Annotated in this window: 20 protein-coding genes; 14 read left to right on the forward strand and 6 right to left on the reverse strand. The window is 61.4% G+C overall.

Annotation, left to right across the window (positions count from 1 at the left end; translation table 11 throughout):
• The first annotated feature begins 32 nt into the window (after nucleotides 1-32).
• Together YH62_RS06125 and YH62_RS06130 are read left to right on the forward strand one after the other, a co-directional pair.
• On the forward strand, nucleotides 33-1,112 hold the full coding sequence (locus tag YH62_RS06125) for a DUF917 domain-containing protein (protein WP_046793290.1): 1,080 nt from the start codon (nucleotides 33-35) through the stop codon (nucleotides 1,110-1,112).
• Nucleotides 1,109-2,650 (forward strand): hydantoinase/oxoprolinase family protein, encoded by a 1,542-nt coding sequence (locus YH62_RS06130; protein ID WP_046793291.1) that lies wholly within the window; start codon nucleotides 1,109-1,111, stop codon nucleotides 2,648-2,650. The genes YH62_RS06125 and YH62_RS06130 overlap by 4 nt, the downstream gene beginning before the upstream one ends.
• A gap of 47 nt (nucleotides 2,651-2,697) precedes the next feature.
• Here the strand turns inward: YH62_RS06130 and YH62_RS06135 are convergent, their stop codons facing one another.
• Genes YH62_RS06135 through YH62_RS06145 form a run of 3 tightly spaced genes read right to left on the reverse strand, consistent with a single transcriptional unit; the run spans nucleotide 2,698 to nucleotide 5,266 of the window.
• On the reverse strand, nucleotides 2,698-3,216 hold the full coding sequence (locus tag YH62_RS06135; protein WP_046793292.1) for a flavin reductase family protein: 519 nt from the start codon (nucleotides 3,214-3,216) through the stop codon (nucleotides 2,698-2,700).
• On the reverse strand, nucleotides 3,216-4,109 hold the full coding sequence (locus tag YH62_RS06140; protein ID WP_046793293.1) for an aldo/keto reductase: 894 nt from the start codon (nucleotides 4,107-4,109) through the stop codon (nucleotides 3,216-3,218). Before YH62_RS06140 ends, YH62_RS06135 begins: the two co-directional genes overlap by 1 nt.
• Nucleotides 4,109-5,266 (reverse strand): LLM class flavin-dependent oxidoreductase, encoded by a 1,158-nt coding sequence (locus YH62_RS06145; RefSeq protein ID WP_046793294.1) that lies wholly within the window; start codon nucleotides 5,264-5,266, stop codon nucleotides 4,109-4,111. The genes YH62_RS06140 and YH62_RS06145 overlap by 1 nt, the downstream gene beginning before the upstream one ends.
• Before the next feature lie 94 nt (nucleotides 5,267-5,360).
• Between YH62_RS06145 and YH62_RS06150 the strand changes: the two genes are divergently transcribed.
• From YH62_RS06150 to YH62_RS06185, 8 genes are all read left to right on the forward strand, one after another.
• Nucleotides 5,361-6,065, forward strand: a complete 705-nt coding sequence (locus tag YH62_RS06150) for a GntR family transcriptional regulator (RefSeq protein WP_046793295.1) — start codon at nucleotides 5,361-5,363, stop codon at nucleotides 6,063-6,065.
• Nucleotides 6,066-6,311: 246 nt separating this feature from the next.
• Complete coding sequence (ugpC, locus tag YH62_RS06155; RefSeq protein ID WP_046793296.1) at nucleotides 6,312-7,388, forward strand: sn-glycerol-3-phosphate ABC transporter ATP-binding protein UgpC; 1,077 nt, start codon at nucleotides 6,312-6,314, stop codon at nucleotides 7,386-7,388.
• A gap of 56 nt (nucleotides 7,389-7,444) precedes the next feature.
• Complete coding sequence (locus YH62_RS06160; protein WP_046793297.1) at nucleotides 7,445-8,680, forward strand: ABC transporter substrate-binding protein; 1,236 nt, start codon at nucleotides 7,445-7,447, stop codon at nucleotides 8,678-8,680.
• A gap of 83 nt (nucleotides 8,681-8,763) precedes the next feature.
• Nucleotides 8,764-9,708 (forward strand): sugar ABC transporter permease, encoded by a 945-nt coding sequence (locus YH62_RS06165; protein WP_046793298.1) that lies wholly within the window; start codon nucleotides 8,764-8,766, stop codon nucleotides 9,706-9,708.
• Between the two features lies 1 nt (nucleotide 9,709).
• A complete protein-coding gene (locus YH62_RS06170; protein ID WP_046793299.1) occupies nucleotides 9,710-10,564 on the forward strand; it encodes a carbohydrate ABC transporter permease in 855 nt (284 codons plus the stop codon).
• A 79-nt stretch (nucleotides 10,565-10,643) separates the two neighbouring features.
• Nucleotides 10,644-12,635, forward strand: a complete 1,992-nt coding sequence (locus tag YH62_RS06175) for an alpha-glucosidase (RefSeq protein WP_137326525.1) — start codon at nucleotides 10,644-10,646, stop codon at nucleotides 12,633-12,635.
• Nucleotides 12,636-12,795: 160 nt separating this feature from the next.
• On the forward strand, nucleotides 12,796-13,236 hold the full coding sequence (locus YH62_RS06180; protein WP_046793300.1) for a helix-turn-helix domain-containing protein: 441 nt from the start codon (nucleotides 12,796-12,798) through the stop codon (nucleotides 13,234-13,236).
• A gap of 3 nt (nucleotides 13,237-13,239) precedes the next feature.
• Entirely contained in the window at nucleotides 13,240-13,515 is a 276-nt protein-coding gene (locus YH62_RS06185; RefSeq protein WP_046793301.1) for a DUF6522 family protein, read from the forward strand.
• Here the strand turns inward: YH62_RS06185 and YH62_RS06190 are convergent.
• On the reverse strand, nucleotides 13,512-13,802 hold the full coding sequence (locus YH62_RS06190) for a hypothetical protein (RefSeq protein ID WP_052760353.1): 291 nt from the start codon (nucleotides 13,800-13,802) through the stop codon (nucleotides 13,512-13,514). The two genes, YH62_RS06185 and YH62_RS06190, sit on opposite strands and share 4 nt — an antisense overlap.
• A gap of 155 nt (nucleotides 13,803-13,957) precedes the next feature.
• Between YH62_RS06190 and YH62_RS06195 the strand changes: the two genes are divergently transcribed.
• Together YH62_RS06195 and YH62_RS06200 are read left to right on the forward strand one after the other, a co-directional pair.
• Nucleotides 13,958-14,263, forward strand: coding sequence for a hypothetical protein (locus YH62_RS06195; RefSeq protein ID WP_046793302.1), 306 nt, complete (start codon nucleotides 13,958-13,960; stop codon nucleotides 14,261-14,263).
• Between the two features lie 91 nt (nucleotides 14,264-14,354).
• The gene (locus tag YH62_RS06200; RefSeq protein ID WP_046793303.1) at nucleotides 14,355-14,762 is read left to right on the forward strand and encodes a low affinity iron permease family protein; all 408 of its coding nucleotides are present in this window, start codon (nucleotides 14,355-14,357) and stop codon (nucleotides 14,760-14,762) included.
• 8 nt (nucleotides 14,763-14,770) lie between these two features.
• On the opposite strand, the gene YH62_RS06205 is transcribed toward YH62_RS06200, so the two are convergent.
• The gene (locus YH62_RS06205) at nucleotides 14,771-15,985 is read right to left on the reverse strand and encodes a LysR family transcriptional regulator (protein ID WP_046793304.1); all 1,215 of its coding nucleotides are present in this window, start codon (nucleotides 15,983-15,985) and stop codon (nucleotides 14,771-14,773) included.
• Nucleotides 15,986-16,864, reverse strand: coding sequence for a DUF1932 domain-containing protein (locus YH62_RS06210; RefSeq protein WP_046793305.1), 879 nt, complete (start codon nucleotides 16,862-16,864; stop codon nucleotides 15,986-15,988). It lies immediately after the preceding gene.
• 180 nt (nucleotides 16,865-17,044) lie between these two features.
• Here YH62_RS06210 and YH62_RS06215 point away from each other — a divergent pair, with 180 nt between their 5' ends.
• Both YH62_RS06215 and YH62_RS06220 read left to right on the forward strand, forming a co-directional pair.
• Nucleotides 17,045-17,779, forward strand: a complete 735-nt coding sequence (locus tag YH62_RS06215; protein ID WP_046793306.1) for a PIG-L deacetylase family protein — start codon at nucleotides 17,045-17,047, stop codon at nucleotides 17,777-17,779.
• A 22-nt stretch (nucleotides 17,780-17,801) separates the two neighbouring features.
• Nucleotides 17,802-18,764, forward strand: coding sequence for a VOC family protein (locus YH62_RS06220; protein ID WP_046793307.1), 963 nt, complete (start codon nucleotides 17,802-17,804; stop codon nucleotides 18,762-18,764).
• Nucleotide 18,765 lies beyond the last annotated feature (1 nt).

The following is an 18,765-nucleotide window of genomic DNA, read 5'->3' on the forward strand; positions in this document are numbered from 1 at the left end:
GCTAGGTTCATCCCCGATCTTCGGAGGTGATTATGATCCGTGAATTCGAGATGGGCGAAATCGAGCCCTTGGCGGTCGGGGCCTGGATATTGGGGACCGGCGGCGGCGGCAGTCCGTACTTGGCGCAACTCAACCTGAAAAAGCTCTACAAGGAGGGAAAGCGGGTCCAGCTGATCGATCCGCTTGCGCTCGACGACAATGATGCCGTTGCGGTCGTCTCCAAGATGGGCGCGCCGCTGGTGGGACAGGAACGCCTGGTCGATCCGGCGCATCTGGCACGCGCCATGGAAGTCATGGAAGACTACACGGGCAAGAAGTTCCGGGCCGTCATGAGCGTGGAAATCGGTGGTGGCAACGCGCTCTCCCCCTTCCTGGCCGGGGCCATGCTGGACATTCCCGTCGTCGATGCCGATGCCATGGGCCGGGCCTATCCCGAGGCGCAGATGACAAGCTTCGCGATTGGCGACCTCACCATGTATCCGCTGACGCTCGTCGATTGCCGCGACAACGAGGCGATCGTTAGCAAGGCGGCCTCCTGGAAGTGGATGGAGCGGATTTCTCGCAAGATATGCACTGAGGTCGGTTCGACTTCCGCTACCTGCAAGGCCCCGCGCACCGGCAAGGAAGTCAAGGAGTGGGGCGTGCTGCACACGGTGACCAAGGCGGTTGCTCTCGGCCGCGCCGTTCTTGATGCGCGTGCCGCCCATGCCGATCCGGTCAAGGCGGTTCTCGACCACGAAGGCGGAAAGACCCTTTTCAGGGGAAAGATCATCGACGTAGATCGCACCACGACCGGGGGCTTCTTACGTGGCTCGGCAAGGATCGAGGGTCTCGACGGGGATCGTGGCTCGACGGTGGAGCTCGCCTTCCAGAACGAATGGGCGGTCGCCTTCAAGGACGGCGACGCGATTGCCATGACGCCTGATCTGATCTGCCTGCTTGATACGGTTTCTGGCGAGGCGATCGGCACGGAAACCGTACGCTATGGCCAACGGGTGACCGCGATCGCGCTTCCGGCGCCCCAGGTGCTTTGCACGCCCAAGGGCCTGCAGCATGTCGGCCCTCGCGCCTTTGGTTATGACCTCGACTTTAAATCGGTATTTGCAGCATGAAACGCATAGGCATCGACGTGGGCGGCACCAATACGGATGCCGTCCTTATCGACGGCGAGAAGGTTGTCTCCGCCGTCAAGTTTCCTACCACGGCCGACGTGATGCAGGGCGTGGTCAATGCGATCCAGAAGGTGACCGCGGATCAGCCGGCAAGTGCATCTCCTGTCGACGCGGTGATGATCGGCACGACCCATTTCACCAATGCGGTCGTCGAGCGGGCCCGTCTGGAACGGGTCGGCGCGATCCGTATCGCCATGCCGGCCGGTGCCTCCCTGCCGCCGATGATCGACTGGCCGGAGGATCTTCGCGATGCCGTCGATCCGCTTTCCTTCATGGTCGAAGGTGGGCACGAATATGACGGGCGTCCCCTGGTGCCGCTTGATGTGCCCGCGGTCCGCGAGGCGGCGATGAAGATCCGCGACGCTGGTATCACCTCAGTCGGCATCACGGCGCTGTTTTCGCCCCTCACCACCGAATGCGAGGATGAGGCGGCCGAAATCGTCCGCTCGATCATTCCGGACGCCAGGATCACGCTTTCCAACTCGCTCGGCCGCATCGGCCTTCTCGAGCGCGAAAACGTGACGCTTCTCAACTCCGCCCTGCAGAATCTCGGCTCCGTCACCGTGGCGGCCTTCGAGAGGGCGTTGAAGGAAGCCGGGATCGGCGCGCCTTTCTATCTCACACAGAACGACGGGACGGTCGTGCTCGCGGAGGTCGCCGCGGCCAATCCGGTCTACAGCTTCGCCTCGGGGCCGACAAATTCCATGCGCGGCGCGGCTTTCCTCACGGGGCTTACCGAGGCCATGGTGATCGATGTCGGCGGCACCACCTCCGATGTCGGCTGCCTTGTGGGCGGCTTTCCGCGCGAGGCGAACAATGTCGTCGAAGTCGGTGGCGTGCGCACCCTGTTCCGCATGCCGGACCTTTTGCCGATGGCGCTCGGCGGTGGCACGATCATCGATCCCGAAACCGGCAAGATCGGTCCTCGCTCGGTCGGCTACCGCATTACCGAAAAGGCGCTCGTCTTCGGCGGCGACACGCTGACGACGACAGATATCGCTGTGGCCGCCGGGTTGGTGGAGATCGGTGATCGCGACCGCGTCAGGCATCTTGACAAGACGCTGGTTGCAACCCTCCTCAAGCGCATCGAGGCGATGGTCGAAGATGGCGTGGATCGCATGAAGACTTCAGCCGAGGGCGTGAAACTGATCGCAGTCGGCGGCGGAGCCTTCCTTATCCCCGAGAAGCTGAAAGGCGCGTCCGAGGTGCTCAATGTCGAGCACGCAGGTGTTGCCAATGCGCTCGGCGCCGCCATGGCCCAGGTCTCGGGCGAGGTCGACCAGGTCTTTTCGGGATTGAGCCGTGAGGAAGCCCTGGCCGAGGCCGAAACGCTTGCTCGACGGCGGGCGGTCGAGGCCGGTGCACGGGAAGGCTCGATCAATGTTCTCGATACGGAGGATATTCCGATCGCCTATCTGCCGGGGAATGCCCGCCGCGTGCGGGTGAAGGTAGTAGGCGACATCAGTTTCGCCGCCTGATGTTTAGCAAACCTCTGCCCTGACCTCGGTCGGGGCAGACGTCAGCGTCATTGATTGGCGCTGGCAAACCGGCCGAACCGGCCGCGCGAAAAGCATAGCGGATCGCCCTCGCGATGCGCGGCGCGCAGGACGCGCCCGACGATCAGCGTATGATCGCCCGCATCAAGAAGGGAAGAGCGCTCGCATTCGAAGCGGGCAAGCGTGCCTTGAATGACCGGCACCCCTTCGCAGTTCTCGTCCCACAGCAATCCGTCGAAACCGCCGCCGCTGCGCGTGAAGAGCGCGCTCAAGCCGTCCTGTTCGGCGCTCAGCACGTGGACGGCGAAATGCGTCGCATCGATATAGACGCTGTGGCGCGATGAAGTTTTGGCGGCCGACCAGAGCACCAGCGGCGGATCGAGCGACACCGAAGTGAAGCTGTTGACCGTCATGCCGACCGGCCCCTCGGGCGTTCTTGCCGTGACAACCGTCACTCCGGTGGTGAAAGTTCCAAGCGCATTGCGGAAGGTGCGCGTGGTGGATGCGTCGGGCACGAAGATATGCTCGTCAAGCGTAGAAGTCAGCATCAGGGCACCTCGCGTCCATTCGCTTCCGAGTAGAGCTCGAACCACGTTTGCCGGTCAATCTGCACCTTGGTGGCATCAGCAATGCTGGCGATACGCTTTAGGTTGTTGGTTCCAAGCACAGGAATGATCTGTGCGGGGTGACGCAGCAGCCAGGCGACCGCAACCGCCGTGGGATCCACGCCTTGATCGGCGGCGATCCGCTCGAGCACGCCTGCTAGCGTTGCGCGCTCGGTGCTGAAGAGCGAGCCTCCGCCAAGCGGCGACCAGGCCATTGGCGGCAGGTTGCGCTCCTGCAGGAACGCGAGATCGCCGTTGACGAAGGCGCCGGTCGAGACCAGGCTCATCTCGATCTGATTGGTGACGAGCCGCATGTTCATGTTGGATTGGAGAAGCGTGAAATCCCAGGGGCGGAAATTCGAGACGCCCACGGCCCTGACCTTGCCGGATGCGACCAACCTATCGAGCGTCTCACCGGTCTCGACAGGATCGAGCAGGGGATCGGGCCGGTGGATCAGCAGAAGATCGATCCGGTCGGTTCCCATATCGCTGAGCGAGGCTTCGACGGAGGCGTGGATGTGATCGGCCCCGGTGTCATAGTGCTTGACGCGGGCCGCCGAATGCCGGCCGGCCGGTGCGACGATCCCGCATTTGGTGACGATCTCGATCTGGTCGCGCAGCGATGGCGAGGCCTTGAGCGCTGCGCCGAGGATCGCTTCGGCGGTGTAACCGCCATAGATGTCGGCCTGGTCCATCGTGGTGATGCCCTGCGCCAGGCAGGCCTCGATCTTAGCCTGCACGTGAGCGGGCGAAGTATCCGGGTCGTCGCCGATCCGCCACATGCCGTAGACGAGCCGGCTCAATTCGAGATCCGGAGAAAGCTTTATGCGGTCCATCAGTGGCGTCTCCCCTTGCCGAGCGGCGTCGGCGGTGTTTCGGCTGGCACGCGGCCATAGATATGCGGAAGTGAACAGGTTTTGAGTTGAGGCAGGACCTTGGTACCGAAATGCTCCGCTTCGTCGAGATGTGGATAGCCGGAAAGGATGAACGCCCGAATGCCCATCTTCCGATATGCTTCGAGCTCAGAAAGTATCTGGTCCGTCGAGCCGACGAGCGCAGCGCCGCAACCGGATCTCGCCCGCCCGATGCCGGTCCACAGATGCGGTTCGACATAGCCGTATTTATCGGCAAGCTCGCGGGTCCGGGCCTGATGCGAGACGCCGAGCGAGATGCTGTCATGAGCACGTCCGCGGATGAGGCGCCCGTACTCGTCATCGAGCCTGGAGACCAGATGCTCGGCATATTCGCGGGCTTCCTTCTCCGTGTCCCGGACGATCATGTGGACCCGCAAACCGTAGTCGAGCGTTCGCCCATGCGCCTTGGCGCGTTCATGGACGGCACGCATACGCTCGGCGAGCTGCTCCTTCGTTTCCGGCCACATGAGGTAGACATCGCATTGGGCGCCGCACAGTTCGAGCGCATCCGGCGAATAGCCACCGAAATAAAGAAGCGGACCGCCATTCTGCTGGTAGGGCTTGGCCGGATCGGTGGGGACGCCCTTGAACTGGTAGATCTCCCCTTCGTGGTCGATCGTGTCGCGAGTCCAGGCTTGGCGCAGGATTTCCACCACTTCATGACTGCGCCGATAGCGCAACGCGCTGTCGGCGACTTCGCCGGGAAAGTCGGAGCTGATGATGTTGAGGGTAAGGCGGCCCTTCAGCATGTGGTCGAGTGTTGCAACGGTGCGGGCCAGCATGATCGGCTGCATCTCCCCGCAGCGGATCGCAGCGAGAAAGTTGATGCTATCGGTGATCGGCGCACATCCGGCGACGAAACTGAGCGTGTCCTGCCCGACCTGATAGGAGGATGGGCAAAGGATATTGCGAAAACCCAGCGTCTCGGCTTTCCTGGCGATGGAGGAGCAATGATCCCAGCTTGAACGAAGGTCCCCGTCCGGCACTCCGAGATAGGCGTAGTCGTCGGAGCACAGAGCCGCAAACCAGGATATTTCCGCAGCATCGACATCGGCGGATGTTATGGGAACGACGGTCATGAAATCCTCCTCATGCTGCTGGCGTGGGATTGAATATCATCCGCATCTGTGTAAATCAATGGTGTATCAATTTGAGGGGGAGGAAATTCAGGTCATGGCACGCCATTCCGGTAGCCTACCGATCTATCTGCAATTTGCCGAGTTGCTCGCGCGCGACATTGCCGCCGGCCGCCTGGTGGATGGCGAAAAGCTTGCGCCCGAACGCGACATGGCGGTGGAACTCGGCATAGCGGTCGGCACCCTTCGCAAGGCGCTTGCCGAACTGCAGAGCAGGGGACTGCTTCAGCGGGTTCAGGGATCGGGGAATTACATCCGTGCCATCAGCGATCCGAAGAGCGTCTATGCCATGTTCCGGCTGGAGCTTATCAAGGGCGGTGGCCTTCCCACCGCCGAGGTCCTGGATGTGGAGCGGCTCAAGAAAGCCGGGGGGCTGCCGGAATTCGGCTCGTCCGACGAAGGGCATCGCATTCGCCGCATTCGCCGGCTTTCCGGACAGGTAGCGGCACTGGAGGAAATCTGGCTCGACGGGTCCTATGTGGAAGCGATCGCGCCGGAAGATCTGTCGGAGTCTCTCTATCTCTATTACAGGAAGCAGCTTGGCCTATGGATCGCCATGGCGGAGGATAGCGTTGGCTTGGATGTCGTGCCGGACTGGGCGCCACCGGCCTTCGGCCAGAAAGCAGGAGCGCCGATACCGCATGTTCTGCGCATCAGTCACGCCCAGGACGGAGCGGTCGCAGAGGTCTCCCGCACATGGTTCGATCATTCCGTGGCGCGCTATGTATCGCGGCTGCGCTAGCGGGTGTTGTCCTGCGAGGGCCAATCACGCCCAGACCATTCCGATCCTTGCCGATTGTCATGTTCTCCAGAACGCGCGGGCGGGACGGAATTGAGTATGATATGCTAGTTTAATCAGCATCTTAAGCATATGATTTCTTGCCTGAAAATAAAATTGATACACCATTGATTTCCTTTCTTGGGGCGATATGATCCCGCATGGTAGGAACATCGGGCCTTTGCGGCTTCGGATGTTGAGGAGGAATGAATGGCTTCAGTCAGCCTGCGCAAGCTGGACAAGAAGTACGGCTCGCTGCAAGTGGTCAAAGGCATCGACCTGGAGATCGCCGATGGCGAATTCGTGGTGCTCGTCGGCCCGTCCGGCTGCGGCAAGTCCACCACCTTGCGCATGGTGGCGGGTCTGGAGACGATCACCGCCGGCGAGGTCCGTATCGGCGAACGCGTGGTGAACAAGCTGCCGCCGCGCGAGCGCGACATCGCCATGGTCTTCCAGGATTACGCGCTCTATCCCCACAAGACCGTCCACGAGAATATGAGCTTCAGTCTCAAGGTGCGCGGCGTGAGCGCTGCCGAAACAGGCACCCGCGTTGCCGAGGCGGCGGAAATGCTCGGCATTTCTCATCTTCTGGAGAGGCGCCCTGGCCAGCTTTCCGGTGGTCAGCGGCAGCGGGTCGCCATGGGGCGCGCCATCGTGCGTCGCCCGCAGGTCTTTCTGTTCGACGAACCGCTCTCCAATCTCGATGCGAAGCTCCGTGGCCAGGTAAGGACCGAGATCAAGCGCCTGCATCAGACGATCGGCACGACGATCATCTATGTCACCCACGATCAGGTGGAGGCGATGACGCTTGCCGATCGCATCGTCATTCTGAGGGGCGGCGATATCGAACAGGTCGGCACGCCAGACGAGGTCTACAATCGGCCGCAAAGCATATTCGTCGGCGGCTTCGTCGGGGCGCCGGCGATGAATTTCGCAAAGGCGAAGGTCGTGGGCGATGCGCTCGTCTTCGGCGGAGGAAACACGCTGCCGGTTTCGGCGGTCGAACTCGGCAGGTCGAGCGCAATCGATGGCCGGGAACTGATCGTTGGTATTCGTCCGGAGCATTTCACGGCTGCAGGTGGCGCAGATGGTTCGCTTTCCGCCGAGGTCCAGGTCATCGAGCCGCTGGGCTCGGACACCCTGGTTCATTTTACGGTCGGTAGCGAGGCCATGACGGCGCGAATGCCGCCGAATTTCCGCCCCAAGCCCGGCACGCAATTCAGGCTCGGGATCGATCCTGCCAAGATACGCCTTTTCGATGTCGCCTCGGAGCGCGCGATCAATTGAAGCCGGGCGCGGCCGGCATGATAAGAACCGCGCGATTGTCAAAACGGGAGGATGAAATGAAGCTTCAGACACTCATGAGGGCTATGCTTACGGCAAGCGCGGTCGGTCTTGCGCTCCCCGCCTTCGCCGATACCGAGCTCAAGATCTATATCTCCAGCCAGCATCAGCCGCAGGTCTGGCGTAAGGTGCTTGACCAATACGAGACCAAGACGCCGGGCACCAAAGTAACCATAGAGACCGGCGGCAACACGTCGGAAGCGCAGGCGCAGTACCTTAACACCATCATGTCGGCGAAGGACGCTTCGCTCGATGTCCTCATCCTCGATGTCATCCGGCCGGCGCAGTTCGCGACGGCAGGATGGACGACCGCTTTCACCGACAAGGACATGTCCGTCTATCTGCCGGCCTATGCCGAGGCGAATACCGTTGACGGCAAGGTTGTGGCGCTGCCGGCCTTCGCCGACTCCATGTTCCTCTACTACCGCAAGGACCTGCTCGACAAATATGGCGTGACGCCGCCCAAAACCTGGGCCGAATTGAAGGCTGCCGCCAAGAAGATCACCGAGGGCGAGGGCAATCCGGATCTGCAGGGACTGTCCTTCCAGGGCAAGGCGATCGAGGGGGCTGTCTGCACCTTCCTCCTGCCGTATTGGAGCCAGGGCAAGACGCTCGTCTCCAACGGCAAGCTCGATTTCGACCGCGAAGCGGCCGAGAAGTCGCTCGCCCTGTGGAAGAGCTTCGTGGACGAGGGCATCTCCAAGAAGAACATTGCGGAAGTCGCCACCGACGATACCCGCAAGGAGTTTCAGGCCGGCAATGTCGTCTTCGCGGTCAACTGGTCCTATGCCTGGGCCCAGTCCCAGGGGCAGGAATCGGCCGTGGCCGGAAAGGTCGGCGTCGAAAGGCTGCCGGCGGTCGAGGGTGGCGAGCAGGCGACTTGCCTCGGCGGTTGGGAATTCGGCGTGTCGGCCTATTCCAAGTCGCAGGAAGAGGCAAAGAAGCTGGTAGAATATCTCTCCAGCAAGGATGTCTCGAAGTTCATGGCGATCAACGGTTCGCTTCTGCCGACCTATGCCGATCTCTACAATGACGCAGACGTGACCAAGGCGGCGCCCTGGTTCGCCGATGCCCGCCAGGTCGTTGAGACCGCAAAGCCGCGGCCGGTCACGCCCCGCTATAACGAGGTCAGCGAGGTCATCCGCACGACGGTCAATGCCGTTCTTGCAGGCGTCACGACGCCGGAAGACGGCGCGGCGCAGATCGAGAGCCGCCTCAGGCGCATCCTGCGGTGATTTCATAGGGGCGGGGGGTGGAGGACCTACTCCACCCCTTTGAACCGGTAGGGCGAAGACTTCTCTTTCAAGAAGACGCGGGAATGGCGGTATTGAGCATATCAGCGACGGACAGCGCAAAGGACAGCGAAAGACCCTCCCCGGTCTGGACCCGCTGGCTCGACCTCAGCGATCGGGCCATGGCGGTCCTGCTCCTGCTACCTGCAGCGGTGCTTCTGGCACTCATCATCGTCTATCCGATCGGAAGGCTCGTCTACACGAGCTTCTTCAATCTTTCGCTGACCTCCGGGCTGCCCGCCGAATTCGTCGGCCTCGAAAACTACCGGATCATGCTCGATGATCCGGTCTTCTGGGAAACCACTTGGAATACGGTGCTGATCACGCTGATCACGGTTCCCGGAGCTCTGCTCCTCGGCCTCGGTCTGGCGCTGCTGGCCAACCTGCCGTTTGCCATGCAATGGCCGGTGCGCCTGTCGCTTTTGATCCCTTGGGCGCTGCCGCTGTCCTTTGCGGGCCTCATCTTTGCGTGGTTCTTCCATTACGAATACGGCGTGGTGAACGACGTTCTCAACCGGCTCGGGTTCGAAGGCATCATCTGGTTCAACTCACCGAACTGGGCGTTTGCGGCGATCTGCCTGACGATCATCTGGAAGACTTCGTCCTTCATGGCGCTGATCATCCTGGCGGGCCTGCAGACCATACCGCGTTCGCTCTACGAGGCCGCCGATGTGGACGGGGCGGGGCGGCTGCGACAGTTCTTCGAGATCACGCTTCCACTCCTGAAGCCGGCGATCGTCGTCGCGCTGATCTTCCGTACCATCACCGCGCTCCAGACCTTCGACATTCCCTACATGATGACGGGAGGCGGGCCGGGAAGTTCGACCGCCACGCTTGCCATGTATATCCACCAGAACACGGTTTCCTTTCTCGATCTCGGCTACGGTTCGGCGCTGGCCGTGGTGATGTTCATCCTGTCGATGGGGGTAACGGCGATTTATCTGCGCATCATCCGGACCAAGGAGGCTTGAGATGAACGCTCTCGTTTCCTCCGGCCCGGCCCAATTGCTTTCCGGCAAGCCGCTGCGCTTCATCGCCGCCGGCATCCTTCTGATCAATGGATTGTTTCCGGCGCTCTGGATTCTTTTCACATCGCTCAAGACCGAGGGCGAACTGACGGCAAAGCCGATCACCTGGGTCCCGCATGCACCGACGCTCGCGAATTACGCGCAGGCTTTTTCCGACCAGCCGCTGCATCTCTTCCTGTTCAACAGTTTCATGGTCGCACTCCTTTCGACCTGCCTGACGCTGCTGATCTCGGTGCTCGCGGCTTACGCACTGGCGCGCTTGAACCTGCGTTATCGCGGCGCGATCCTGTCGGTGATCGTGGCCGTCTCCACCTTTCCGCTCGTTACGCTCCTCGTGCCGCTTTTCGAAATTATGAGGGCTTTGAACCTGCTCAATACGTGGATTGCGCTGATCCTGCCCTATACGGTTCTTTCGCTTCCGGTCTGCACGCTGATCCTGGTGTCCTTCTTCGAGGGCATCCCGCGGGATCTGGAAAACGCCGCGATGATCGATGGCTGCACGCGGCTTGGCGCTCTCTTCAAGGTGGTCGTGCCCTTGAGCGCGCCGGGCGTCTTCACCGCGGGTATTCTCGCCTTCGTCAACGCGTGGGACGAGTTTCTTCTGGCGCTTTCCTTCAATTCCAATCCCACCCTGCGCACGCTTCCCGTCGGCATCCAGCTCTATCAGGGGGAATTCGCCTTTCCATGGCCGGTGATTTCCGCCGCACTCGTGGTGGGCATCGTGCCGGTCGCGATATTGATCGTCATCTTCCAGGAACGTGTGGTTTCCGGCCTGACGGCCGGGGGAATAAAGGGGTGAATGGGAGATGCCGATGGAGGATGTCTTGATACGCGACGCGCTGCAATCGGCCATGGTCCCGGAGGCCGGGCGGGGAAAGCTGAAGGTCGAGAAGACGGCCGACGGGTTCTCCATTTCGCTCGAAGACCGCGTCGTCCTGCGGCACAGCGCATCCCATCCATCTCTGTTCGTGGGGCATGGCCAGGAACGGATGGACATGTACCGCGGCAATTTCGAGGTCGAGGACTACATCATCGAGCGCAGCGCGCTGCGGCATGCCGAGGTTCGGGCGGACAGGATCGATCTATCCGACGCAGAGGGTAGGGCTCCCCGGCTGGAGCTCGTAGTCTCGGATTGCGCCATCCACTTCCGATCCCTGGACCCGTCGATCAACCGCTTCTGGATCCGGATCCATGCCGATAACGACGAGCATGTCTGGGGTGGCGGCGAGCAGATGTCCTATTTCGACATGCGCGGTCGACGCTTCCCATTGTGGACCTCCGAGCCCGGCGTCGGTCGCGACAAGACCAGCGAAATCACCTTCCGGTCCAATGTCAAGGACAGGGCCGGCGGCGACTATTACAACACCAACTATCCGCAGCCGACTTACATCTCCTCCGCGCGTTATGCGCTGCATGTGGAGACGACCGCCTACTCGGTTTTCGATTTTCGCCGCAAGACCTTCCATGAGGTCGAGGTGTGGGCGGTGCCGGAGCGTATCGAGTTCCACGCCGCATTCACCTTCATCGAGCTTGTCGAGGCGCTTTCAACCCGCTTCGGGCGGCAACCGGAACTGCCGGAGTGGATCTACAAAGGCGCGATCATCGGGCTGAAGGAGGGTGTCAACTCTTTCACCCGGCTGACGAAGATGCGGGACGCCGGCGTGCAGGTTTCCGGCCTCTGGTGCGAGGATTGGGTCGGTATCCGTGAGACCTCGTTCGGTTCCCGGCTTTTCTGGAACTGGCAGGCCAATGAGCAGCGTTACCCGGACCTGCGCCAGAAGATCGCCGAGCTCAACGATGATGGGATCCGGTTCCTCGGCTATGTCAATCCGTATCTCTGTGTCGACGGCGCGCTCTTCGCGGAAGCCGAAGCCGCGGGCTATTTCGCAAAGGACGAAATCGGCCGCACGGCCATTATCGATTTCGGCGAGTTCGATTGCGGCGTGGTGGATTTCACAAATCCGGAAGCGGCCGAATGGTTCGCCGAGGAGGTGATCGGCCGCCGGATGCTCGATTACGGTCTCTCCGGCTGGATGGCTGATTTCGGCGAATATCTGCCGATCGATGTCGAGCTCGCCAACGGCGTCGACGCGAAGCTGATGCACAATGGCTGGCCAACACTCTGGGCCGAGGTCAATGCGAAAGCCGTGGCCAGCCGGGGGAAGACGGGCGAGGCCCTGTTCTTCATGCGGGCAGGCTTTACCGGCGTGCAGAAACATTGCCCGCTTCTCTGGGGCGGTGACCAGTCCGTCGATTTCTCGCGACATGACGGACTGGTCACCGTCATATGTGCAGCACTTTCGTCAGGCTTGCTCGGCAATGCCTATCATCACTCGGATATCGGCGGCTATACGAGCCTCTTCGGCAATGTGCGCACACCCGAACTGCTGATGCGTTGGGCGGAGATGGCGGCCTTCACACCGGTCATGCGTTCCCATGAAGGAAACCGGCCCCGCGACAATATCCAGATCGACCAGGATCCCGAGGTGCTGGAACATTTCGCCCGCATGACACGGATCTACGTGCACCTGGCGCCCTACCTGAAATCTCTCTCGAAGGAGGCTGGCGCACGCGGCCTGCCGGTGCAGCGGCCGCTTTTCCTGCACTACGAGAACGACAGGAAGACCTACGACATTCAGGACAGCTATCTCTACGGGGCCGAGCTTCTGGTGGCCCCGGTCTGGCAGGCGGCGCAGGAAGAACGCGTTGTCTACCTGCCGGAGGGAGCAAGCTGGGTACATGTCTGGAGCGGACACGAATACCAGGGCGGGGCGGATGTGACGGTCGCCGCGCCGCTTGGCAGCCCACCGGTCTTTTATCGCGCCGATGCTGCCTTTGCGGGAATATTCGCGGCAATCAGACAGCTATAAGTCAGTGCGCTGCAGCGTTGCCGGGACGCAGAAGCAGATATCCCGCCACGTCGCTGGGCAGCCAGACCTCCCGGTCGTAATATCGAATTGCAATTCCACCGACTTAATATATCGTATTGCGATATATTGACGCTTGTCGAACAAGGAAAGTGATTGCGGCATGAGCGACTTTCTTTCGGATGCCGATTATGAGGCGCTTGCCAATCTGCGCTTCACGCTTCGCCGCTTCATGGACTTTTCGACCTCGGCGGCTCAGGAAGAAGGACTTCCGGGCCAGCAACACCAGGCCCTGCTCGCCATCAGGGGCTATCGTGGCGACGATCCGATGACCATTGGCTTGCTTGCCGAACGATTGCTGATTGCGCCGCATACCGCCACCGAATTGGTAGGAAGACTGGTGTCCGCAGGTTATGTGACGCGCCGATCCGACCCAAGGGACAAACGGCGGCAGACGCTGGAGCTGACAGGCAAGGCGGAGGATGCACTGCGACGCCTCAGCGCCATCCATCTTACCGAAATACGGGATTTGGCACCGAGACTGATCGACCTGCTGACAGAATTGCAGGACAACGAGCCGCAGCGCAGGAAGGTGCCTGCTTAATCCATGATTGTCGAATTCCAACCGAACGGCGATTTCATTCTCGACGGAGCCGAACTGGGTGACCGCTTCGGTCTCTCCGAGCGGGATTTTCACCGCTATATGAAGCTCGGTCTGATCCGGGGGACAGTGGAGGTCGGCACCGGTGAGGACGAAGGCACGCGGCGGCTTTCCCTGCGTCTCGGTAACCGCATGTGGCGCGCGGTGCTGAATGCGGATAATTCGATCCGCCACGAAGAGATGACCTTTTTGCGCGGAAAGCCGCCGAAACGGCAGCTCTAACGGGAGCGGCGGGCACCCTTCCGGTCGGCGTCGCGTGCCGATGCGCGGGGGTCGACCCGGATGATGACCTTGTGGGGCCGGCCGCTGTCGCCTCGCCTCAAGATACTGATGACGCATTCTCCCGCGCTCGGACGTACCGAAAGGAGATGCCCGTTCGTGGCCGCGACCGCCTTGTCAGCCGCCGCACCGCAATCGAGCGCGTGATCCGATATCATGAGAGGGGTTGCGGTCTGGGCTCTTGCAACGGTCAAAAAGGTTGCTGCTGCGAGTATTGTCAGGACGATCATCTTTGCCTCGCTGCCTCAACTTCGTCGTAGCGGTTTTCGCAAGTTTCCTGCGGTCACCTTCTGCTCTTGGAATTTATATCGTGCTACGATATATTGTAAAGAAGGAGGGTTCTCGTGGCCCGACCGGGGCCTACCTCCATAAGGGAGATCCCGAAATGACGATCCGCGATGTGTTTCCTACTGTGGATATGAAGCTCGACCGGTTCGGCGAACAGCTCCAGAAATCCCGCGCTGCCTTCGATGCACATGGTCCCTGGCAGGAGCCCGAGGACCGATCTCCGGCAATGCTCAAAATGAGCAGCCTTCGCGATCAGCTTCTCGCGCGTTCCGCCTCGCAGGGCATGTCCTGGGACCTTCTCAAGCTCGAGTGGAGATATGATCTTGCGCTTCTTCTGAGCGATTTCAAACACTGGATGCGATACGTTGACGAGCATTTTAACGTTTCCAACTGGCGACGTTGACCGGAGGCGCCGTGCCGGTACCCCGGCAGGTGCAATGGAACCTAGTGGCTCCCCAAAAAGTTGGCATCCGCCTGTTTTTGGAGTCATGTAGATGGAAACGCGACTGAACTTCTTCACGAGATTTGCCGCAGCGGTTGCGGAACGGTCGGGCAAGCCCGTCACCTTTACCTTCGCAGTGGTGATCGTCGTCATCTGGGCGGTTTCCGGGCCGTTCTTCGGATTTTCCGAAACCTGGCAGCTCGTGATCAATACCGGCACGACGATCGTCACCTTTCTGATGGTCTTCGTGCTTCAGAACAGTCAAAACCGCGACGGAAGGGCATTGCAGGCCAAGCTCGATGAGCTGATCCTGGCAACCCACGCACAGAACAAATTCGTCGGCATCGAAAAACTGGAAGAGAAGCAATTGCGTATGTTGAGCGAGCGCCTTGCTCAGCAGGCAGAACGGATCGAAGACAAGGCGGACGAACAGGCTGTGTCCCAGACGGGAAAAACATAGCGGCAAGCCTATCGATCCGATCTGGGCCTGACGTCGCGAAGCAGATCCAGGAATTGCTGTTGTGCAGTGGTCGGCATCCATCCGTGACGGAAGGTGAGGCCGATCGGCCGCGACGTGTGGCTGAGATCGATGTCCAGGGCCGTCATCAACCCACGTGCGATTTCCGCCTTGGCCTGGAGATAGGAAACGCAGCCGAGATGATCGCTCTCGTCCAGGAGTTCGCGCATCAGGATTAGCGAGCCGGACTCCACGATGCTTCGCGGCGCCCGGTTTCCAAGGGGAGCGAACAGCTCGTTGAAGTGCTTCCTGGTCGGGGTGCCGGCCTGCGCCACGATCCAGGGATAGAAGGCCAGCTCGTCCAGCGCGATATCGGATCTTCCCACCAGGGGATGGTTCAGGCCCGCGACGATGACGACGGTATCACAGAAGAGTTCTTCCTGTTCGACGTCGCCGATGGGCACCGGATCGCGTAGCGCGCCGATGAGAAAATCGATCTCACCGCGCCGCAGACCCTGCAGAAGGTCGGCATATCGGCCCTCCATGATGTGGATCGGCAGGTTAGGGCGCAGCTTCCGGAAACAGGAGATGGTCTTGGGAAGCATGTAGGAGCGCGAAAGCGGCAGCGAGCCGATCACGATGCGACCGGCTTCCGCGCGCGTGAGGTCGGCAAGGTCTGCCTCGGCTTGCGCCAGTTCCGCAAAACTCAGCCGTGCCGCCTGAGCGAGCGCCTGGGCCGCCCGCGTCGCCACCATGCCGTAGGAGGTACGTTCGAACAGCGGGCGTGCGGCTTCCTGCTCCAGCTGACTGACCGCACGATGCACGGTGGGCTGGGCCAGCCCTAGACGGCGGGCGGCGAGCGTGAAATTTTCCGATTCGCGGACAGCCACCAACGCCTGTAGCTGTGCCGAGGTCGCGGTGATCCTGAGCCGTGGCGAGAGGTCCGTCAACGCGGGATCAAGATAGCCGAAGGCGCGCCTGACCCGCGTCGCGAGCTGCTGGCCTGCCCTGTTGGAGAACAGACCTTGCGTGGTGCGGTCGAACAGGCTGATGCCGATGCTTCGCTCGATCTTCGAAAGCGCCTGCGTCACCGCCGGCTGGGAGACGTGACAGAGCTCGGCTGCCCTGGTTGCCGAGCCTGTCTCCACCACGGCCAGAAAGACCCTCAGGTGACGAAGGTTCTGCTGGAGCACCTGAACAGAGTTATCGGAGGCAAGCCAGTTCATTTATGAAAGCTCGCCAAGGATTCGATCCGCTCGGGCACCAAGCGGTTCGTCTTCGTCTTTGAGCGACAGGGCGGCGATCTGTCTCTGCCAATCGGCAGCCGCGGTCGTCATCCGATCAGGCAGGTCGAGATCGCGCAGCGTCCTTGCGACTTCCTGCATCTCGGCCGCGCGCCTGGCTCCATGCACCATCATGCGTTCCAGGTTGTAGGCCGCGCGCTTGATCCAGTCGATGCCTGGGTCGGAAGCCTGCAACGACGAAAGAACAGCGTCCTCGACGCCTGCCCGGCGCGCGGCCAGCACGCATTCCGCAGTCAGTGCTTCCAACCCCTTGACCATCACCGAACGCAGCATCTTGATCGTGGATGCCTGGCCGGGTTCGCGACCGGCGATGCGGGCGTTCATTCCAAGCCCCGTAAGCAGCGCGAGCGCCTCTTGCGCATGACTGCCGGCGATGAGGAGCGGGGTGCGATGACGTGCGGGATGGACTGGCGCCATGACCGCGACGTCGACATAGCGCACGCCGTGCGTCGACAACATCTCGGCGGCTTGCGCCTTCGTCGAGGGGGCGCAGGAATTGCAGTCGAAATAATAGCTGCCGGTTTCGATCGCGGATACGGCAGTCTGGGCCGCCTCCAGCGCCCGGTCGGCGGTGACGAGGCTGAAGATCGCGCCTCTTCCGGAGAACGCCTGTGCGGGATTGTCAGCGCACAAAACGTCGAGCCGCGCGCAGGCCTGCCGCAGATTTTCATGCTCAGATGGATTGTCGACCTTGATGTCGTAGGTGGCGAGCCCCTCTGCCGGCGATTGGGGCAGCTCCTTCCATCCGGCGGTAAATGCCTGGCCTGCTTCGCCGAAGCCCAGCAGCGCGATCCGCACCATTTTTCCTCCTCCCACTCCATGCGCGAAGGCGATGAAGCGGCACTCCGCGCGAGCTCGATCCTGCCAGAGGCCGCCGGCTTTAAACAGGCCTTATAGCAAGAACTTATGACCCGTACCCGAATCCAAATTGGCGGCTGGCTTCGTTCGGAGCGAGAAGGGGAGCGGACAAGGAGGATATCCATGGCTGAAAAGAAAACTGCTCTCGTCATCAGCGCGCATGCTGCGGACTTCGTCTGGCGCTGCGGCGGCGCGATCGCCCTGCACGCGCAAAAGGGCTACGAGGTCACCGTCGTATGCCTTTCCTTCGGCGAGCGCGGCGAGTCGGCCAAGCTCTGGAAGGAGCCCGGCATGACGCTCGAAAGGGTGAAGGCAGCGCGCCGGGCGGAGGCTGAGAGGGCGGCGCAGGCGCTCGAGGTGCATGACCTCGTCTCCTTCGATCTCGGCGACTACCCGTTGCGGCTCACCGACGCGGACAAGTACCGTCTGGTCGATGTCATCCGGGCCGTACAGCCGGCCTTCATGCTCAGCCACTCGCATTACGACCCATACAACACCGACCACATGTATGCGACACAGGTGGCGCTGGAAGCGCGCATGATCGCCCAGGCCTGGGGCCATAATCCCGGCCAGCAGGTGCTCGGCGCGCCGCAGCTTTATCTGTTCGAACCGCATCAGACCGAGCAGATGGGATGGAAGCCGGACGTCTTTCTCGACATCACCTCCGTCTGGGACAAGAAGCGGGCCGCCATCGAGTGCATGGAAGGGCAGGAGCATCTGTGGGAATTCTATACCCGCGTCGCACAGAACCGCGCCAATCACTTCCAGCGCAATTCCGGCGGCCAATCGGGCGGTCGGGCAGCAAAATATGCGGAGGGATTCCAGTCCGTATTCCCGCGGACCGTCGATGAGCTCTAGAGCTCGCCGGGAGGAGGGTGAAATGGAACGTTCGTTCGACATCGCGCACCTGGCGCATGTGGAAATGTATACCGACAGGTTCGAGGAGAGCCTGGATTTCTTCGTGCAGGTCTACGGATTGACGCTTTCCGGTCAGGACGAGGCCTCCGCCTATCTGCGTGCCTGGGACGACTACGAGTTCCACACGCTGAAGCTCACTCGTCACAGCACGACAGGGGTGGGCCATATCGCTTATCGCGCGGCCTCGGAGCAGGCTTTGATGCGGCGGGTGAAGGCGATCGAGGAAAGCAAATACAAGGTCATAGGCTGGGTGGATGGCGATCTCGGGCACGGCAAGGCCTTCCGCTTCGAAGACCCGTTCGGGCATGTCTTCGAAATCTACTGGGACACGGTGCGCTACGAGCCGCCGCCGGAAGAAAAGCCAAAGCTGAAGAATCTTGCGCAGCGGTTCCATGGGCGCGGCGCTCACCCCCGCAGGCTGGATCATCTCAACCTGCTTGCCGAGGATGTCGCCGAATTTCGCGCCTTCATGGAAACCTGCCTCGGCTCGCGCGTCACCGAGATGATCCGGCTGGACAACGGGCGCCTCGGTGGCTGCTGGTTCACGATCAACAACAAGACCTATGATCTCGCCTGCACGGAAGAGCATGGCGGCGGTAACGGGCGCCTCCATCACGTGACCTACGCCACCGATACGCGTGAGGACATTCTGCGCGCGGCCGACATCTTCCTCGAAAACGGCGTCCACATCGAAACCGGTCCGCACAAGCATGCGATCCAAGGCACCTTTTTCCTCTACCTCTGGGAGCCTGCCGGAAACCGGGTTGAACTCGCCAATTCCGGCGCCCGCCTGATCCTGGCGCCGGACTGGGAGCCTGTCGTCTGGACCGAGGCCGAGCGCAAGAAAGGCCAGGCCTGGGGGCTAAAGACGATCGAGACGTTCCACACGCACGGCACCCCACCGGTTAAGAAGGAAGGACACTGAC

The organism is Rhizobium sp. LC145 (assembly GCF_001005825.1).
Classification (GTDB): domain Bacteria; phylum Pseudomonadota; class Alphaproteobacteria; order Rhizobiales; family Rhizobiaceae; genus Neorhizobium.

Excerpts from the sequence above, each read along its gene's own strand:
- YH62_RS06140 (WP_046793293.1), bottom strand. The coding sequence starts at position 4,109 with ATGGACCGCATAAAGCTTTCTCCGGATCTCGAATTGAGCCGGCTCGTC.
- YH62_RS06200 (WP_046793303.1), top strand. The coding sequence starts at position 14,355 with ATGGAAACGCGACTGAACTTCTTCACGAGATTTGCCGCAGCGGTTGCG.
- YH62_RS06130 (WP_046793291.1), top strand. The coding sequence starts at position 1,109 with ATGAAACGCATAGGCATCGACGTGGGCGGCACCAATACGGATGCCGTC.
- YH62_RS06145 (WP_046793294.1), bottom strand. The coding sequence starts at position 5,266 with ATGACCGTCGTTCCCATAACATCCGCCGATGTCGATGCTGCGGAAATA.
- YH62_RS06165 (WP_046793298.1), top strand. The coding sequence starts at position 8,764 with ATGGCGGTATTGAGCATATCAGCGACGGACAGCGCAAAGGACAGCGAA.
- YH62_RS06170 (WP_046793299.1), top strand. The coding sequence starts at position 9,710 with ATGAACGCTCTCGTTTCCTCCGGCCCGGCCCAATTGCTTTCCGGCAAG.
- YH62_RS06135 (WP_046793292.1), bottom strand. The coding sequence starts at position 3,216 with ATGCTGACTTCTACGCTTGACGAGCATATCTTCGTGCCCGACGCATCC.
- YH62_RS06190 (WP_052760353.1), bottom strand. The coding sequence starts at position 13,802 with ATGATCGTCCTGACAATACTCGCAGCAGCAACCTTTTTGACCGTTGCA.
- ugpC (WP_046793296.1), top strand. The coding sequence starts at position 6,312 with ATGGCTTCAGTCAGCCTGCGCAAGCTGGACAAGAAGTACGGCTCGCTG.
- YH62_RS06125 (WP_046793290.1), top strand. The coding sequence starts at position 33 with ATGATCCGTGAATTCGAGATGGGCGAAATCGAGCCCTTGGCGGTCGGG.
- YH62_RS06185 (WP_046793301.1), top strand. The coding sequence starts at position 13,240 with ATGATTGTCGAATTCCAACCGAACGGCGATTTCATTCTCGACGGAGCC.
- YH62_RS06215 (WP_046793306.1), top strand. The coding sequence starts at position 17,045 with ATGGCTGAAAAGAAAACTGCTCTCGTCATCAGCGCGCATGCTGCGGAC.
- YH62_RS06220 (WP_046793307.1), top strand. The coding sequence starts at position 17,802 with ATGGAACGTTCGTTCGACATCGCGCACCTGGCGCATGTGGAAATGTAT.
- YH62_RS06195 (WP_046793302.1), top strand. The coding sequence starts at position 13,958 with ATGACGATCCGCGATGTGTTTCCTACTGTGGATATGAAGCTCGACCGG.
- YH62_RS06210 (WP_046793305.1), bottom strand. The coding sequence starts at position 16,864 with ATGGTGCGGATCGCGCTGCTGGGCTTCGGCGAAGCAGGCCAGGCATTT.
- YH62_RS06160 (WP_046793297.1), top strand. The coding sequence starts at position 7,445 with ATGAAGCTTCAGACACTCATGAGGGCTATGCTTACGGCAAGCGCGGTC.
- YH62_RS06180 (WP_046793300.1), top strand. The coding sequence starts at position 12,796 with ATGAGCGACTTTCTTTCGGATGCCGATTATGAGGCGCTTGCCAATCTG.
- YH62_RS06150 (WP_046793295.1), top strand. The coding sequence starts at position 5,361 with ATGGCACGCCATTCCGGTAGCCTACCGATCTATCTGCAATTTGCCGAG.
- YH62_RS06205 (WP_046793304.1), bottom strand. The coding sequence starts at position 15,985 with ATGAACTGGCTTGCCTCCGATAACTCTGTTCAGGTGCTCCAGCAGAAC.